The following is a 16,249-nucleotide window of genomic DNA, read 5'->3' on the forward strand; positions in this document are numbered from 1 at the left end:
TTACTCGCTTTGCTCTAGCCAAAGTTTGACTTGTTCTAATTCTTGCTCGCTACCGATTGATATTCTTAGCCAGTTGTCTTCACCAAATAGTGTAAACGGGCGCATAATGGTGCCGGCTTTCATTGCTTGTTCGATAAGTGCTTTGTCGCTTAATTGCAGCGTCACGAAATTGCCCTCACCGCAAAGAACCTGAGTGACTTTAGGTGAGTTACTCAGCCATGTTTTTAGTTTGGCTTTATTACTATTTAAGATATTTACCTGTCTGCGCATTTGCGTGACTGCATCTACCGACAGCGCCTGTTCTGCTATTTTTGCTACCGCGGTTGATACTGGGTAGGGCGCGATGACTTTGCGTACAGGGTTTAATACCGCATCATTGGCCAACAAGAAGCCTGTTCTAAGTCCTGCGAGGGCAAACGCCTTAGAAAGGGTTCTTAGCACTACGACATTATCGAAATCTTGTAGCAAAGACACCGCACTTTGCTCTGGGGCAAACTCAATATACGCTTCGTCCACGACGACCAGTGCAGAGTTCTCAAGTGCTTTGGCAAGCGCAGCAATTTTGTCAATCGGTGTCAGGCTGCCAGTAGGGTTATTTGGATTACAAATAAATACCAGTTTAGCATCGCCGATAAGTGCGCTGAGTTCGCTGCTTTGCGCTTCTTTCAATTGAGCTTGTGAAAGGGTGTTAATGGCAATGTTTTGTGTATCAGCTGAGACTTTATACATACCGTAAGTCGGTGTGAAAATCGCGATACTGTCTCTGGCTGGTTCACAAAATGTGCGCATTAATAGCTCAATGCCTTCATCGGCGCCTCGGGTCATCAACACCTGCGTTGGCGACAATTGTGCGTACTGACTGTATGCATTAATTACGGATTCTGGTTGAGGCTCCGGATAGCGGTTTAAATCATCAATAGAGATCTCAATGCTTTTATTAAATGGGCTCTCGTTGGCATTTAGCCACGTATTTCCTGTGAGCTTTTCGCTTTTTGCTGAGCTATATGCTTTCAAGCTCTCGATATTTTTTGGTAATAATGAAGTTGCCATTATTGTTTTCCACCATTTAATCTAACTGCAACGGCATTCGCGTGTGCATCAAGTCCTTCGGCTTCTGCTAATGGCAAGATAGCCTTACTTAAATCAGATAAGCCTTGTTTAGTGATGGACTGAACGGTATAGGTTCTAAAAAAGTCCATTAAATTTAAACTGGAATAGGTTTTAGAGTAACCATACGTTGGTAGTACATGATTGGTTCCCGATGCATAGTCGCCAGCTGACTCTGGTGTGTAGTCACCGACAAAAACAGAGCCTGCGTTTTTCACCAAATCAACACGAGACTGCGCATCTCGAAGTTGCAGTATTAAGTGCTCAGGACCATACTCGGCTGACAATTCAAATGCTTTATCAATTGAATCAACTAAAACCAATGCACTGTTGTTCATGGCTTGTTTTGCGATTTCAGATCGAGATAACTCAGCCAGTTGCCTTGTGATTTCAGCTTCTACTTCAGTGATAAAGGTTTCACTGTCACTTAGCAGTAGTACTTGAGAGTCCGCGCCGTGCTCAGCTTGTGATAGTAAATCAGCTGCAGCAAAAGCGGGGTTAGCGTTTTCATCTGCGATGACCAGTACTTCTGATGGACCTGCAGGCATGTCGATAGCAAAGCCAGGGACAGACTGGGATAACAGTTGCTTTGCCATAGTGACAAACGCATTACCAGGGCCAAATACTTTATCGACTTTTGGTACACTCTCAGTACCTAGTGCCATCGCCGCTACCACACCTGCGCCACCGCTTTCAATGATGGTATTTATGCCGCATTTTTTTGCTGCATATAAAATAGCAGGGTGGATCGGCTCTTCACCTTTCACTGGGGTTGCGAGCACCACGGTTTTTGCGCCGCTTAGCTGCGCACATACACCTTGCATTAACACAGAAGAAGGCAAAGGTGCGCTCCCGCCCGGTACGTAAATTCCGACAGCTTCAATGGCTTGATATTTTAGCTCGCATATCACGCCAGGCTGCGTTTCAAGTTGTTTAGGCTCAGGTAGTTGAAGCTCGTGAAATGCGCGTACGTTGTTGTAAGCTTGATCGATGGCACCTTTTAGCTCATTGCTGAGCAGAAATTCACTTTGTGTGATTTCATCTTCAGGTACTCGTAGTCTATCTGATTGGCGGTTATCAAACTGCTTGGCCATTTCCAGTAGGGCTTGGTCGCCTTTTTGACGCACGCTGTCAATGATGCCTTCGACTGCTGCTTGCACTCCCGCACCTGCACTAACGGCAGGGCGAGTGAGTATTGCTTGCTGTGCTTGTTGGTCAAGTTGATCCCAAACTAGCATAATTTACTCCATCATTTTTTCGATTGGCATGACGAGGATAGAGTTCGCACCTAACGCTTTTAACTCTTCCATGGTTTCCCAGAACAATGTTTCGCTGCTCACCATGTGTAGGGCAACGTAATCTTCACTGCCTGCAAGTGATAACAGTGTTGGTTGACCAGTGCCAGGTAGTAGTGCGCATACCTCTTCAAGTTTTGCTTTTGGTGCGTGCAGCATGATGTATTTGCTTTCTTTGGCTTGGCGAACGCCTTTTAAGCGTGGTAGCAATTTGTTAATTAATGAGAGCTTACTGTCGTCATTCAGGTTCGCATTTTGGATTAAACATGCGTTTGACTCTAAAATGGTATCACCTTGCATTAAACCATTTGCTTCCAGTGTTGCGCCTGTAGATACCAAGTCGCAAATTGCATCAGCAAGACCTGCACGCGGCGCAACTTCAACTGAACCCGTTAGCATAACCACGCTGGCATCGATGTTTTCTTTGGCAAGATATTGCTTAAGAATTTCTGGGTAGGTGGTGGCAATGCGTTTACCGTTAAACCAATCTTTTGACTGTTCACCTAATTCTTGTGGCCAAGCAAGCGCCAGCCTACAATAACCGAAGTCAAGCTTTGACAGCTTTTTAACCGCGTTGGATTGGCCTGCGCGTTCTCGCTCTGCTTGTGTTTCTACCAGTACGTTTTCACCAACAATGCCTAAATCACATACGCCGTCCATCACTAAGCCTGGAATGTCGTCATCTCGAACACGAAGTACATCGATGGGCATGTTTGTTGAGTGCGCGATTAGACGTTGTTCACGCAAGTTCAGCTTAACGCCTAGTTGTTTTAACAAGGATTGGCAGTCTTTTGACAATCTGCCTGATTTTTGGATTGCGATACGTAAGCGATTAGATGTATTCATAATTTATTTCCTAATATTCAAAAACGAAAAACCCCGAGGGAACCTCAGGGCGAAATAAATTTTAAATACGTTGAATGATTCGCCGGAGGTTCCTTTTAGGAATAACCCACCAGCGAAATACCTGACAGGCTATCCCGATGTATGATGGTGATGATGTACTGCTGTCAGATTTAAAAACATGTTCTTACCTAATTGTAAAATTTTCTGTAATTCGATTAACTTTTTATAGATAATCATGAAATTACCAAAGCATGCAAGTACTTTTTGAAAATAAATAAAGAATACATTATAGCTGCCGATAATAAGTATATAGGTCAGTGGTTTATTTCTTGGGAGGATAAGCTTATGGATGTTTTTAAACCTTACATGGCGCCTATCGTACGATTAAAAGTTGCGCACAATGGTCCGTTTAAAATTGTTGGTGTGCTCGATAACAAAGCGGAAAAGATCAAAGGTAAATCTCAAACTAATAGTGTAGACAGTGAATTAAAACATCAGCGGGAGCTGCCTCCAGATGAGGACGATGAAAATAGTCACAGCTCAGATGATGAAAAACATCTGGATACTTGGGCTTAGTTTGGCCATGAAGACTGGGTAAAACGTATTTAATTTAATAGAAAAATAACGGCAGAGTTTGTTGGGTACCTTGCTCTCGCTTAGATTTAAAATTAGAATTGCCTGAGTTATTTAGTCAGGTAATATTTTTCTTTGTCCATAGAACAGTACTTCTCAGCGACCGGTCCACTTGCTAATCATTTTAGTGGATACCAACCAAGACAACCTCAAATTGAAATGGCTGTTGCGATTGATGATATCGTTAAAAACGGTGGTCAATGCGTAGTTGAAGCTGGTACAGGGACTGGTAAAACATTTGCCTACCTCGTCCCTGCTTTGATAAGTCCCAAAAAAGTCGTTATTTCAACGGGGTCTAAAGCGCTGCAAGAGCAGTTGTATCACAGAGATTTGCCGAGCCTTTTAAAGGCACTTGGTAAAGGGCGTAAAACTGCTTTGCTTAAAGGCCGAGCCAACTACTTGTGTACTTATCGTCTAAATCAGCATGTTGCCCATGTGCCAACAGATGACCCGGACGTGATGCATCAACTTGCAATGGTTGCGAAGTTTGCAACAGAAACGCAAAGTGGTGACCTCGCTGATTGTGTTGGTATAGAGGAAGATGCCAAAGTCTTACCTTATGTGAGTTCGACAGCAGATAACTGTTTAGGGAAAGAGTGCCCAGATTTTGCTGAGTGCTATATACGTAAAGCGCGCCTTAAAGCCATGGAAGCCGATTTGGTGGTGATAAATCATCATTTATTCTTTGCCGATATGGCGGTCAAGGATTCTGGCTTTGCTGAATTAATGCCTACCGCAGATACCTATGTTTTTGATGAAGCGCATCAGGTCAATGAGATTGCGAGCGATTATTTTGGTGAGTCAATCAGTACCAAGCAACTCAATGATTTAGTGAATGACATTCGTGTTATCTATCTCAGTGATATGCCAGATATGCTGCAATTAGGTAAAACCCTTAATAAGCTCACCACCAGTATCGCTGATTTAAGACTGGTGTTTGGTGGTGATGGTGCGCGCGGAGATTGGCGAGAAGCGCTGCAAGACAAAGTGATCTGCGAGGCGCTGCACCGAGTAATTGGTAATTTAGACTTTTTGTATAAAGTACTCAAACTGTGCCTTGATCGTAGTGACAAAATCGAACACCCCTTTGAGCGCGTATTGGCCTTCAAAGGGCAAATGGAACGTGCGTTTGATGTTGCTCAAACGGGTTACAGTTATTGGTTTGAAACTACGCGTCGATTTGTGACCATTCATATCACACCATTGGATGTATCAAATCGTTTTCAAGAGTTGATAAAAAAAACAGAGGCTGGTTTTGTTTTTACCTCGGCTACCTTGTCTGTTGATAATAAACTTGACCACTTTAACGCCAGTCTTGGTTTAGAGCCTGATTTTCATAAAATTGTAGATAGTCCGTTTGATTATCAAAAGCAGGCGCTATTGTGTTTACCAAGGTATTTACCAGAGACTAAAGATGAACTTATGCCGCACTCGTTAGTTAAAATAGCGAAGTCGGTGATTAATGCGGCTGAGGGTCGTACATTTTTACTCTTCACTAGTTATCGCGTGATGCACCTTGTTTATGAGGGGATCAGCACGGCGACTGAATACCCCGTCTTTATGCAAGGTCAGTCGTCAAAGCGTATTATACTTGAGCAGTTTATTCGCCACGGTAATGCTGTTTTGCTTGGCACTGCATCGTTTTGGGAAGGGGTAGATGTGAGAGGGGATGCCTTAAGCTGTGTTGTTATCGACAAACTGCCTTTTACATCGCCAGATGATCCATTGTTACAAGCTAAAATGAAAGATGCAGAGCTCAGTGGTAAAGAGCCTTTTGAGGATATTCAACTACCACAGGCGGTCATTGCACTAAAGCAAGGTGTAGGGCGTTTGATCCGCGATAGATCTGATAAAGGTGTGCTTATTATTTGCGATAATCGCTTAGTTACGAGAAAATACGGTGAAACGTTTATTAAAAGTCTTCCACCGATGACGCGTACGCGAGATTTGGAGAAGGCATTGAATTTTTTAGAGAACATCGATAAACATGAAACATAATTTGCTAGCAATAGATGCTTCTACAGAAGCTTTGAGCCTTGCCCTTCACTTTAAAGGTAAAACTTTTACTCACTTTGAAGTGTGTCCACAGCAACACAGTCAGAAAATTCTGCCGCTTGTAGATGCGTTATTATCTGAAGCAAATTGCACACTTAAAGATTTAGATGGCATTATATATGGTCGCGGACCGGGCAGTTTTACTGGCGTTAGAATCGGCGTGGCAGTCGCTCAAGGTCTAGCGTATTCGGCAGGTTTGAAATTACATGGTGTATCAACTTTACAAGCCATGGCGCAAGAAGCATTGCAAACACAGGACTGTGACGAAGTTATCAGTGCTATAGATGCACGTATGGGCGAAATTTACCTTGGCCATTTTGGTAAAGATGAGCTGGGTAACGCCATTGCAAAACAAGCAGAGATTGTCGTTAAGCCTGATGCTCTGCATGATAGCTTTAATGGTGTGAAAGGTGTCGGCACTGGTTGGCAAACTTATGCAGATGATGCACAACGTCTGAATGTATCAGTCATTGATTCAGTATCTTTACCCAATGCGTTATATATGTTGGCAAGTGGCGATATTGCATTTAGCAATGGTGATACGGTTATGGCTCAAGATGCTCAGCCGCATTATGTCAGGGATACGGTAACTTGGAAGAAGTTGCCAGGTCGTGAATAAGGCACTATCCTTAAATTAGGCACAAATAGTGGGCGCGTAGCATGCGGATTAATCAAGTAGTTCAAAATCAGGACACTTATCAGTTCAACTCCAAGGTGGTTAAAACTCAGGAGAATGCGCGCCCGAATGACAATAGCAGCCCAGTCAGTGACATTAAGTTCAGTCCTCAAGGTGTTAAATTGGCGGAGCAGTTTCAACAGGACAAACGCTCGGTCATCTACGATCAACCTTCCTTCAACTCCAGCAAAGCAGTCCAGTCATACTCGGCCGTTCAAAATGAAACTAGACGCTCAGAAATACAAGCGCTCATAGGTGTTGATTTATACGCTTGATCAGGTTGAATTATTTTCAGTAAAAAATTGCAATAACCGATTGTAATCTAAATTTATTGGGGTAATGTAAAAAGAAAAACCGAGTTGTGACAAGAACGTTGCTTAATAAATTTAACCAATATGCATTTAAAATTTCCTCCAACACAGTGATACTTTCGCTGCGTGAGGGCTATATTGCGTTAATTCCATTTTTCATCGTGGCGTCGTTAATCACACTCATCAATCAGTGGCTCAACATATCCATGAAAGGCGTTGAGCATCAATTTTTAGAAGACTTTAATGTTTTGGTCTGGGGGATATTTCCAGTACTGACCTTAATGTCTTTTAGTTACTACCTGTCTAAAAATCTAAAAGTTCATTCTATTGCCAGCCCCATATTAGTATTTACTTGTTTTACGGCAACGACAGGGTATATCACGATATCAGATGGTGATCTGGCCATTAATCATCGTATGGGGGCTTTATACTCTTTGCTCATGCCTGTTGTTTGTTGCTATTTTCTGTCTTATTTAGAGCGCTTGAGAGTGTTCCGTTTGGTCGGTGTAAGCTCGATTAGTTTGTTTTTACGCAAACATTTAAATTTGATTTTACCTTACCTGATTGTTACCAGTGTTGTGCTGCTACTGTTTCCTTACATTGATATGGTGGCTGATGCCACCGTAGAACTTTTGAGGTCACTTAACCCCCATTGGAATGTATTTGAAAAGTTATCAATGCAGCTGATCATCTCTCATTTGCTCTGGTTTATCGGTGTTCATGGTGATAACACTTATCAACTGCTCGTATCAAGTGAGCTAACGGGCTACTATGTTTTGCCCGATTTAATTAGTTATAACTTTTTTACTGGGTTTGTGATTTTAGGCGGCACAGGATGTTTGTGGGGATTGATTGTGGCTGCGATGTTCTTGAAAAACGGTCAACATGAAAAGCGTATTGCAGCTATCTCATCTCCTTTGGCATTGTTTAATATCAGTGAGGTGATGATTTACGCACTCCCCATCGTATTTAACCCTTATATCCTTTTGCCGTTTTTACTTTGTCCATTAGTTAACGCATCTATTGCTTATTTTGCGTTTTATAGTGGATTTGTTTCGGTCGAGTATGCCGATGAAATTCCTTGGTTTACCCCTATTTTTATAAACGGTTGGTTACTTACAGAGAGTGTAAAAGGTATTGTGCTACAAGTGGGCTTAGTACTCATTAATGCGCTGATTTATTTCCCATTTTTAAAGGCAAATAGAGACAATAACTTATCGGGTAAAGCACTAGATGTGCTGATGAAACGCTACACTGCCGGGCGTTTAATTGAAGAGGGGGCTGAAGGCTCTTTCAGTGAAACGCAAAGAAAAGAGCAAATTAGTGCGCATAGCTTAAAAGAAGTAACAGAGGCCTTGAATCAAGGTGCATTGACGTTATTTTATCAACCTAAAATTAATCCATATAATAAGCATGTTGTTGGTTTTGAGGCACTATTAAGGCTTACAAATAAAGATGGTACTGTTTCAGGACCGTGGTTTTTAGAAACACTGGATCAGCATAATTTGTTGCACATCATCGACAATTACGTCATTGACCAATTAGAGATAGATTTAGAACAGTTTGCCAAGCATGGCCTAAAACCGAAAATTAGTTTTAACATATCACCACAAAACCTGCTCACTGGAGGGTATCGACGAATTATAAAGGCATTTGCTAAGTTTCCAGGACAGGTTGAAGTTGAGTTACTAGAGTCCAGTTATATTGAAGATTTTAATAAAACAGTCACCATTGTAGATGCACTCAAAAAAAATAAAATTGCCTGCGCAATGGATGATTTTGGGACGGGTTATTCTTGCCTGTCAGTATTATCCAAGTTAAATATTGAAACTATCAAGTTAGACCGTAGTTTGTTGCCAGAACAATTGAATAGTAAGTCGATTTCGTTATATACCAATTTATCTGAGATGATCTCGAAATTAGGCTTTAAGCTGGTGGCTGAAGGCGTTGAAACTACCGATGAAGAAAAGGTCGTAAAACAGTCTCATATTGAGTGCGTACAAGGCTTTTTATACTTTAAAGCCATGCCGGTGGAAGAGGCTATTTATTTGTATATGACCAAAGGCGATTTAGTCGACTCCAATAATATGGCAAAAGATAAAGGCGAGCCAGTTGAGGAGTAACCCACAAACTTTCATTTATGCTTTAAACTATATTTAAGTCACTGTTATAGATAAAAAGTGAGGCAGTGTGTACACAAGTCAATAACAGGATCGATATGTTAAATACGCAGAGAGTAAAGTCGCAACAATCAACAAATGCGTACGATGGCGATGTAAAGTGGAAGCCAATTAAATCCATTTGGTTCCTAACTCATCTGGCTCTGGCTGTATTTATTGCGCCTTTTGTAATCTCTTTTTCTTCGGTGTTTATATTCTTTGTTCTTACAGGAATTACATTATGCTGTGGCCACTCTCTTGGCATGCACCGGTTGCTTATTCATCGTGCATACGAGTGCCCTAAATGGATGGAGTATTTATTTGTCTATTTGGGTGTGTTAGTTGGTATGGCGGGTCCCATAGGTATGATGATCCAACACGACCTAAGAGATTGGGCTCAAAGGCAAAATAAATGCCATGACTATTTACTACATGGGTCAAATCTTATCAAAGATGCTTGGTGGCAACTTAATTGCGATCTCGTCCTAAATAATCCCCCTAAATTTGAAATAGAAGAGCTCGTTTCTCAAAATAAATTTTATCAATTCATTGAGAAAACTTGGATGTTTCAGCAGTTAACTTTAGCCATCCCTTTATACATGATAGGTGGTTTTTCATGGCTAATATGGGGTGTTTCCGTACGAGTAGTCATCTCTGTTGGAGGGCATTGGTTAATTGGGTATTTTGCGCACAACCAAGGAGATAAAACATGGGAGGTTGAAGGAGCCGCAGTACAAGGGCACAACATCAGAATAGCAGGGTTCTTGTCTATGGGAGAAGCTTGGCATAACAATCACCACGCTTATCCAGGATCCGCCATGTTAGGGCTTTATAAGGATGAACCTGATCCTGGCTGGTGGGTTTTAAATGCGTTACATAACCTTGGCATCGTTAAAAATATTAAGTTGCCCAAACAACTTCCAGTTCGCAATGAATTGGTGAATGTGTCGAAAAATATAGACAGTCGGATTGAACGGACTCCAGAAGATTGTAAAGTTGCACAGTTTCTCCGAAAAGGCACTTAACCAACTTGGTCGCTAGACGAACGCATAGGTTTGTAAAAGACTGTTTTCCCAAAGCACAAAATGTACATTAAATACACGGTTAAATTGTTGTGTGGCCTGAAGACTCACCTGATATTAAATTCTAATGGGTGTGGTAACTAGTATCATAATATGAATGTTTTTGATGTTCTGTGCTAGATCTTTTTCTCCATTTCCCATGTTCAATTTACTAATCTTGAAACTTTGTAATATTACATAAAGTTAATTGTTATATAACTTAATTTTAACGACAATGGGTGGACCTTGTACTGTAGTCCTTTTGGGCGAGGTATTGAAACTCGTGGAAGGGTATGAGGCTTGACGACCCCTAAAGTTGATTACATATGTTGTGGTCAAGTTTAACTAGCGATAAAAAATATAGAAGATTCTAAAGGAGAGTTTCATGATTAAGTTAGCTGCAATATCACTAGCAATTGCTTCATTGATGTCACTGAGTGCACAGGCTGCCTCTATCACGACGGTTGAAGTAGAGGCTGCACAAAAAGGCTGGGGTGAAGGGATCGTAAAAATAGGGCAAGCGCAAGACCCAAAAAAAGCAGCGATTAAGCATTTAGAGCAATTCTATGCGTTTAATGATGGTCAGGTACTGTTTAAGCCGACTTTGGCATCAGTTGATCAATTTAGAGGCACTCAAAAAGAGGCACTTTCTTATTTTGTAGGCCAAGATTTAGCTGAAGATAAAGGGTTTGCGTTAGCTCCTTATGTTAAGGTTCGCTGGGAAAATGAAGGGATCATCACAGATGGTAACTCAGCTATGTCGATGGGTAATTACTACTTTACAAAGAAAAATGGTGAAGAAATCAAAGTAGAGTATTCATTTGGTTACATCAAAGACAAAGAAGGTAATGTCAAAATTAACCTCCACCACTCTTCATTGCCATTTAAGCTGTAACTGTTCTTAAATGACGTTGTCCAATACCTGCGCTATGCAGGTATTGGTTACGCCTGTTGCTACACGCCCTTCACACTTATACTGGTTGTCTTGTTACCATCTTCATTTCTTAAAATAGTTATATTTGAGTCAGTACAGACATGACATCGAGGTATATAATTAATGGCTAAACTTTACGTGATTATCTGCAATAAATTGAAAGAGTTTTTAGTTTTTACCTTCTAATTTTAGCCGGACGTTTAGCATAAAGTAACGTTAAAAATAACACTGAAAGAAAGTTTTATGCGACCAATTATATATACGTTGATTTATTTTTCGTTTTTACTGCAAGCGTCGCAGGGGGTTGCGAACCCGCCTGTATCTAAAGTAGTTACCACCGAGCACCTTGAATGGGGGTATCTCAACCCGTTAAGAGGAAAGTTGAGCCCTGGAGCGGTTAACTTATGGGGAGATAGGACAAAAAATAGCGCCACTGGTATGCTAGTTCGCTTCAAGAAAGGGTTTGAATCACCGCCACATATACACAATATCACCTATCGAGGCGTGGTGATTGATGGCCTTTTGCACAATGATGACCCAAGTGCTGAAAAAATGTGGATGCCTAAAGGGTCGTTTTGGACACAACCTGCGGGGGAATCTCATATAACAGCAGCAAACGGTAATACTAATCTGATTTATCTTGAAATTGATTCAGGTCCATACTTGGTGAAACCGATGAAGCAAGCATTTGATAACGGCGAAAGAGCGCTCAACCTGCATAAAAACAATATTGTTTGGCTTTACCAAAAAACGTTGAAATATCTAAACACACCACAAGTGAAAGCAGTACAGCTCTGGGGAAGTGATAGCGCAGTGAGAGGTCAAATGATAAAGCTGCCTAGGCAATTTAGCGGTGTGATTGCGAGCACATCAAGTGAATTTCGAGCCGTACTTATTTCTGGTAAAGTGAGCTATCGCTCTAGTGAGCAAAGCGTTATTACATTAGAGGCAGGGAGTTATTTTGAATCCACAGCTAAATTTGATCATATTGTGACGAATCTTGGTAATGACGATGCACTCTTGTACATCCGTGCGGACGAGCAATTTGAGGTCAGATAATTTGATGTATGTCATGTCATTGTCATACTCGTGTCAGGTGTTTGTCGCTGTAGAGTCAGTCTATTGTCAGGTAATATTTTGATTCAAGTTGCTATCATGACCTTTTATGATCACTTTAAAGGAATGACAAATATGAGTCAGGATGTGAAATTGAATAAAGAAAAGATCTATACGCTGCGTATGGCTAGCTGCTGGAGTCAGGATGAACTCGCTGCTGCCAGTGGCTTAAGTGTAAGGACCATCCAAAGAGTGGAAAAAACTGGTTCTGCATCGTTAGAAACAGCAAAAGCACTTGCCTCTGTTTTTGCTGTAAGCCCCATGGCTCTTCAGGGATCAAAAGGGGTTGAAAATATAGCGTTTAGCTTTATATGCAAATATGCATGGTTAATGGCATTTGCTGCTGCAAGCCTGTTCTTTGGACTGTGGGTAATCGATATTTTAATACCGACACTTAAAGGGGCTGATTTTAATCAACAGTATGAATTACATGGCAACTTTAGGTATCTGGACTTCGGTGGCATTGCTTTTGTAGTGGGCTTTGCTTTGTTAGGACTGAATATCTTTTATGATTATATGTCCCAAAAAAGATTGCTCAATGGCACTGACAACAAATAATGTGAGCGTGCTGATAATCTGGCATATTCATGCGAATAGGGCATATATTGCTTTATCGGGTTGTGGTTTTGATTTGCCAGATACTGAGCTTACTTTAGATCTGACAAATCAATTTTCTCTATTCAGTTATCATTTGTTTTTTACTTCAAACAATAAAATCTGGCTTAACTGTTTGCCATGAATGTTGAAGTTATTGTCAGACACCATGAGCAGGCTTGGGTTTCCATTCGAAAGCTGTGGACCAAATGTCATGCCTTCTAAATTATCAATATGTTTTGAACCCAGTTTGTGTTTGATTGACTCCATATCTAATACCAAGGTTTTCTGCGCAGCGTGATATTGACCTGTTTTTAATGATGCTAGCTTCGATGTGTCGGTTACACCTTTGATATCAATGAGGAAAATACTAACGCTATTTCCACCATCAGGAATACCCGCGGTATAAGAGCGCTCCATGGTCAAGAATTGATGCTCATTGATTTGTAAAATTTCGACAAGGCCGGTTGTGCGAAATGCATCAGGCTTTGCTTCAGGTCGATTAACCATAGGCTCTAGGAAGTAAGCAAACTGTTTTTGCATTTGTTTTGAAGCAAAATCAAAATAAGAAATACGGAGCATACTGCCATGTTTGATCGTTGCTTTTTTGCCATCTTGTTTAAGCGGGCCTTCCATTGATACCCACATTCCTTTTCCAGAAGGTGCAATTGTTAGCCCTTCAAATACGGCATTATGTCTAGGGCCCGATGACTTGTTAATATCAAACATGCTTGGTAGTTCAAACTGAGTCAATCCAACGTCTGTTTGCAAAAATACAGCCGGTGCTTTGCTGAATTTTATACTGCCCTCACTACTCCAAGCGATACCGCCATTATTGGGCAGTGATCTCAGGCTTTCAGGATCTGCAACAACGGATTGGTTATTTTTATCAATGAGTTGGACAGATTTTTCAAACGTTACATTTTTAAACTTGTTTTCTTTGATTTGAATATCTGCACTGAAGTACCTTGGTTTGTCAGCATCATCCGCTATCATCAAATACTTACCATTGGCATATTCGATACTCGATAAGCCACCCACAGTGTCGCCATCGACCTTTAAGTCCGCAGATACAATGAACTCATCTAAGTAAGAAAGCTCAATCGTGTTTGAGTAAGTAAAAAAGGGGGCTAACAAGGCCAAGAATAAATAATTGCGCATAATGTTTTATCAACAAATGAAATAGAACCGAGGAATATACGCGGGTAACGTTAAGTTTGCATCACAAAACGAATAAAAAATTAGTTAATTTAAACTTTTTATGGTGTGTTAGGTGTATTTTCGTGGATTGTGGGCAAAGCGTTGATGGTTTGCAAATGCACTCATTACATGCTGCTGAGTAAACACTGGTTAATTCTGGACATCAGGTTTTATCAAAAATGTTTTGTGGAAAGATTTCAGTCCTTTGGCAGAAAATGCAATAGCGCGACTATCTAAACCTCTTTCTGCCCATTGCTTTTCAAATGTGAAGTCCAATATCCACTTTCCTAAGCTGCCAGCTAAGTGGTTTCTTCTTTCACTCCAGTCTAGGCAGGATTTACAAATAGGTCGTTTCGCTTTTTCAAGTGCTGCGACATCAACACCTAAGCCAGTAAAGTGCTTTTTACCTTTTTCAGTGAGTACAGACTGCTCCCCCATATCTTGAAGCATATCCTCCGATACCAATGCGTCATAAAGTTTAACGCCTAACTCACCAGCCAAGTGGTCGTAACATACTCTTGCAAATTGCAGCCTAGGATCACTTGGGCCTGTTGCTGTCTGTGGTTTGGATAGGGAGGTGATAACCAATAGCTGCTCTAGCATCACAGCAATGTGTTGCCCTTTTAATTGAAAATACTTATGGCGACCTTGCTTTCGAACTTGCAGTAGCTCGCCGTCGACTAATTTTCCCAAATGACTACTGGCTGTTTGCGCAGTGATGTCTGCTTCAATTGATAGCTCGGTTGCAGTTAAGGCTTTCCCACCCATTAGGGCCATTAACATTTTTGAGCGAGCAGGATCTGCAATTAACCCGGCGACGAGAGAGATATTTGGTTCCATAACTTCTTAATAGTTCGATGTGCATCGAAGCATAACATTTTCAAAGCGTTAGACTGCCTTAAAACAATAAAGGAAGCAAATCTAATGTATATGACCTGTTTTATAGAATACGAAATCGACCCAAGTAAATTAGCGCAGTTTAATCAATACTCGAAAAATTGGGGTGAGATTATTCCTAGGTTAGGGGGCGAGTTGATTGGCTACTTTATGCCTTATGAAGGGGACAATAAGCGAGCTTATGGTCTAATTGCATTTGCCAGTCTTGCTGAATACGAGGCATACCGCCAGAGATTAAGGGCTGATGAACAAGCTCAAGCAAACTTTGAGTTTGCGCTGCGAGAAAGTTTTATTTTACACGAAAGGCGCTACTTTCTCAGTGGCGTTGAGAGCACTTTAAAGCAAATTGGAGCCATGTGAGATGATAGCAGTCATATTTGAAGTCACGCTAAAACCTGAGGGTAAAAAGGCCTATTTCGATATCGCAGCTGAGCTTAAAAACCTACTTGTTAAGCAAGCTGGTTTTATTTCGATTGAGCGCTTTGTCAATGTTTCTGATTCGGACCGCTATGTATCTTTATCATTTTGGGATAACAAAGAGTCGGTCTTGGCCTGGCGAGACCAATTTGAACACAAGCGTGCTCAGGCTCTGGGCAAATCTGAGCTGTTTGTGGATTTTAGGTTACGTGTTGCGAATGTCATCAGAGATTATGGTATGAGTAATACGACGGAACCAAATGTGGTCTAAAATGCAGAACAATGCCTGTAATTTGTCACTGATTCAGTATTTAACAGCGCACTTTTATACCGGTTCAGAATTACTAAATAGGAGTAATGTGTCAGAGTACGAGTTCACTCAATTACAAATGCGCTCTATTATGCCAAAAGCGTCTTACAAACTTGATATGTCACTGACGTGTCATTCTTATTTTGGCAGTCATGTTAGCCAACAGCTTGTGTATTTTTACCCCAAAGCATACGCAGGCTGGTTAACAAGCTGCGTTAGTTATGACACACAGCAACGTGCATTTACTGAATTTTCTCGGTTATTCTATCAAGCAAAAGACACACTATCAGAAAATGTGTTTTGGTTGGATGATAATAAAATCATGACAGCATTTGATGAATTTATTGCGCAGCAGTGGCCGCACTTTTTAGCCGGAACCTATGGTGTGTGTACGAAAAGGGGATTACCATTTGATATTTTAAGTAAAGAATTGGCGGTGACAACCATCCGTACTTTACTGGATAAAACATCTTTATCTGTCACAGAACAAGGTTATTTGTCGCGAGCAGTGGGTTGTTTAAAAAAGGTGGGGAGTCAATTTGCGCCGCACGAGCGTGCCTTGTCTAAACAGCATCAATTATTAGCGCGGTTAGAAAGTTTATCTCGTTGAGGTTTATGAATAAAACATAAAGCCACTC

General features: G+C 41.1%; 17 protein-coding genes. 12 read left to right on the plus strand and 5 right to left on the minus strand.

The features are described from left to right. Genes hisC through hisG form a run of 3 tightly spaced genes read right to left on the minus strand, consistent with a single transcriptional unit; the run spans nucleotide 1 to nucleotide 3,248 of the window. Nucleotides 1-1,050 carry a histidinol-phosphate transaminase gene (hisC, locus tag JF50_RS15720; RefSeq protein ID WP_039610377.1) on the minus strand — a complete coding sequence of 350 codons (1,050 nt, stop codon included), beginning with the start codon at nucleotides 1,048-1,050 and terminating at the stop codon, nucleotides 1-3. Beyond that, nucleotides 1,050-2,345 (minus strand): histidinol dehydrogenase, encoded by a 1,296-nt coding sequence (gene hisD, locus JF50_RS15725; protein ID WP_039610378.1) that lies wholly within the window; start codon nucleotides 2,343-2,345, stop codon nucleotides 1,050-1,052. The genes hisC and hisD overlap by 1 nt, the downstream gene beginning before the upstream one ends. Nucleotides 2,346-2,348: 3 nt before the next feature. Beyond that, the gene (gene hisG, locus JF50_RS15730) at nucleotides 2,349-3,248 is read right to left on the minus strand and encodes an ATP phosphoribosyltransferase (protein WP_039610379.1); all 900 of its coding nucleotides are present in this window, start codon (nucleotides 3,246-3,248) and stop codon (nucleotides 2,349-2,351) included. Nucleotides 3,249-3,593: 345 nt separating this feature from the next. Between hisG and JF50_RS15735 the strand changes: the two genes are divergently transcribed. From JF50_RS15735 to JF50_RS15775, 9 genes are all read left to right on the plus strand, one after another. Beyond that, a complete protein-coding gene (locus tag JF50_RS15735) occupies nucleotides 3,594-3,824 on the plus strand; it encodes a hypothetical protein (protein ID WP_039610380.1) in 231 nt (76 codons plus the stop codon). 132 nt (nucleotides 3,825-3,956) lie between these two features. Beyond that, nucleotides 3,957-5,879, plus strand: coding sequence for an ATP-dependent DNA helicase (locus JF50_RS15740; RefSeq protein ID WP_039610381.1), 1,923 nt, complete (start codon nucleotides 3,957-3,959; stop codon nucleotides 5,877-5,879). Then, nucleotides 5,869-6,555: a tRNA (adenosine(37)-N6)-threonylcarbamoyltransferase complex dimerization subunit type 1 TsaB gene (tsaB, locus tag JF50_RS15745; protein ID WP_039610382.1), complete on the plus strand. Its 687-nt coding sequence runs from the start codon at nucleotides 5,869-5,871 to the stop codon at nucleotides 6,553-6,555. The genes JF50_RS15740 and tsaB overlap by 11 nt, the downstream gene beginning before the upstream one ends. A gap of 41 nt (nucleotides 6,556-6,596) precedes the next feature. Then, a complete protein-coding gene (locus JF50_RS15750; protein WP_052262355.1) occupies nucleotides 6,597-6,887 on the plus strand; it encodes a hypothetical protein in 291 nt (96 codons plus the stop codon). 86 nt (nucleotides 6,888-6,973) lie between these two features. Continuing rightward, nucleotides 6,974-9,046, plus strand: coding sequence for an EAL domain-containing protein (locus JF50_RS15755; protein ID WP_235423456.1), 2,073 nt, complete (start codon nucleotides 6,974-6,976; stop codon nucleotides 9,044-9,046). A 95-nt stretch (nucleotides 9,047-9,141) separates the two neighbouring features. Continuing rightward, nucleotides 9,142-10,107, plus strand: a complete 966-nt coding sequence (locus JF50_RS15760; RefSeq protein ID WP_039610383.1) for an acyl-CoA desaturase — start codon at nucleotides 9,142-9,144, stop codon at nucleotides 10,105-10,107. 421 nt (nucleotides 10,108-10,528) lie between these two features. Then, nucleotides 10,529-11,038, plus strand: a complete 510-nt coding sequence (locus JF50_RS15765) for a phosphoribosyl-AMP cyclohydrolase (protein WP_200890418.1) — start codon at nucleotides 10,529-10,531, stop codon at nucleotides 11,036-11,038. A gap of 282 nt (nucleotides 11,039-11,320) precedes the next feature. Continuing rightward, the gene (locus tag JF50_RS15770) at nucleotides 11,321-12,136 is read left to right on the plus strand and encodes a DUF4437 domain-containing protein (protein ID WP_039610384.1); all 816 of its coding nucleotides are present in this window, start codon (nucleotides 11,321-11,323) and stop codon (nucleotides 12,134-12,136) included. Nucleotides 12,137-12,199: 63 nt separating this feature from the next. After that, a complete protein-coding gene (locus JF50_RS15775) occupies nucleotides 12,200-12,751 on the plus strand; it encodes a helix-turn-helix domain-containing protein (RefSeq protein WP_235423457.1) in 552 nt (183 codons plus the stop codon). Between the two features lie 129 nt (nucleotides 12,752-12,880). Here JF50_RS15775 and JF50_RS15780 read toward each other — a convergent pair whose 3' ends face one another. Together JF50_RS15780 and JF50_RS15785 are read right to left on the minus strand one after the other, a co-directional pair. Next, a complete protein-coding gene (locus tag JF50_RS15780; RefSeq protein WP_052262356.1) occupies nucleotides 12,881-13,948 on the minus strand; it encodes an esterase-like activity of phytase family protein in 1,068 nt (355 codons plus the stop codon). 189 nt (nucleotides 13,949-14,137) lie between these two features. Beyond that, entirely contained in the window at nucleotides 14,138-14,827 is a 690-nt protein-coding gene (locus tag JF50_RS15785) for an ArsR/SmtB family transcription factor (protein ID WP_039610386.1), read from the minus strand. Nucleotides 14,828-14,911: 84 nt separating this feature from the next. Between JF50_RS15785 and JF50_RS15790 the strand changes: the two genes are divergently transcribed. The 3 genes from JF50_RS15790 to JF50_RS15800 all read left to right on the plus strand — a co-directional run bounded on the left by JF50_RS15790 (nucleotide 14,912) and on the right by JF50_RS15800 (nucleotide 16,221). Next, nucleotides 14,912-15,244: an NIPSNAP family protein gene (locus JF50_RS15790; protein ID WP_039610387.1), complete on the plus strand. Its 333-nt coding sequence runs from the start codon at nucleotides 14,912-14,914 to the stop codon at nucleotides 15,242-15,244. Between the two features lies 1 nt (nucleotide 15,245). After that, a complete protein-coding gene (locus tag JF50_RS15795) occupies nucleotides 15,246-15,572 on the plus strand; it encodes an antibiotic biosynthesis monooxygenase family protein (RefSeq protein WP_039610388.1) in 327 nt (108 codons plus the stop codon). An 88-nt stretch (nucleotides 15,573-15,660) separates the two neighbouring features. After that, complete coding sequence (locus JF50_RS15800; protein ID WP_152614560.1) at nucleotides 15,661-16,221, plus strand: DUF6058 family natural product biosynthesis protein; 561 nt, start codon at nucleotides 15,661-15,663, stop codon at nucleotides 16,219-16,221. The last annotated feature ends 28 nt before the right edge of the window (nucleotides 16,222-16,249 follow it).

This window comes from Pseudoalteromonas luteoviolacea, assembly GCF_000814765.1.
In the GTDB taxonomy this organism is placed as follows: Bacteria; Pseudomonadota; Gammaproteobacteria; order Enterobacterales; family Alteromonadaceae; genus Pseudoalteromonas; species Pseudoalteromonas luteoviolacea_H.

Bases quoted from the DNA above. Each gene is read 5' to 3' on its own strand.
- hisC (WP_039610377.1), bottom strand. From the start codon at position 1,050: ATGGCAACTTCATTATTACCAAAAAATATCGAGAGCTTGAAAGCATAT.
- hisD (WP_039610378.1), bottom strand. From the start codon at position 2,345: ATGCTAGTTTGGGATCAACTTGACCAACAAGCACAGCAAGCAATACTC.
- hisG (WP_039610379.1), bottom strand. From the start codon at position 3,248: ATGAATACATCTAATCGCTTACGTATCGCAATCCAAAAATCAGGCAGA.
- JF50_RS15735 (WP_039610380.1), top strand. From the start codon at position 3,594: ATGGATGTTTTTAAACCTTACATGGCGCCTATCGTACGATTAAAAGTT.
- tsaB (WP_039610382.1), top strand. From the start codon at position 5,869: ATGAAACATAATTTGCTAGCAATAGATGCTTCTACAGAAGCTTTGAGC.
- JF50_RS15750 (WP_052262355.1), top strand. From the start codon at position 6,597: ATGCGGATTAATCAAGTAGTTCAAAATCAGGACACTTATCAGTTCAAC.
- JF50_RS15760 (WP_039610383.1), top strand. From the start codon at position 9,142: ATGTTAAATACGCAGAGAGTAAAGTCGCAACAATCAACAAATGCGTAC.
- JF50_RS15765 (WP_200890418.1), top strand. From the start codon at position 10,529: ATGATTAAGTTAGCTGCAATATCACTAGCAATTGCTTCATTGATGTCA.
- JF50_RS15770 (WP_039610384.1), top strand. From the start codon at position 11,321: ATGCGACCAATTATATATACGTTGATTTATTTTTCGTTTTTACTGCAA.
- JF50_RS15780 (WP_052262356.1), bottom strand. From the start codon at position 13,948: ATGCGCAATTATTTATTCTTGGCCTTGTTAGCCCCCTTTTTTACTTAC.
- JF50_RS15785 (WP_039610386.1), bottom strand. From the start codon at position 14,827: ATGGAACCAAATATCTCTCTCGTCGCCGGGTTAATTGCAGATCCTGCT.
- JF50_RS15790 (WP_039610387.1), top strand. From the start codon at position 14,912: ATGTATATGACCTGTTTTATAGAATACGAAATCGACCCAAGTAAATTA.
- JF50_RS15795 (WP_039610388.1), top strand. From the start codon at position 15,246: ATGATAGCAGTCATATTTGAAGTCACGCTAAAACCTGAGGGTAAAAAG.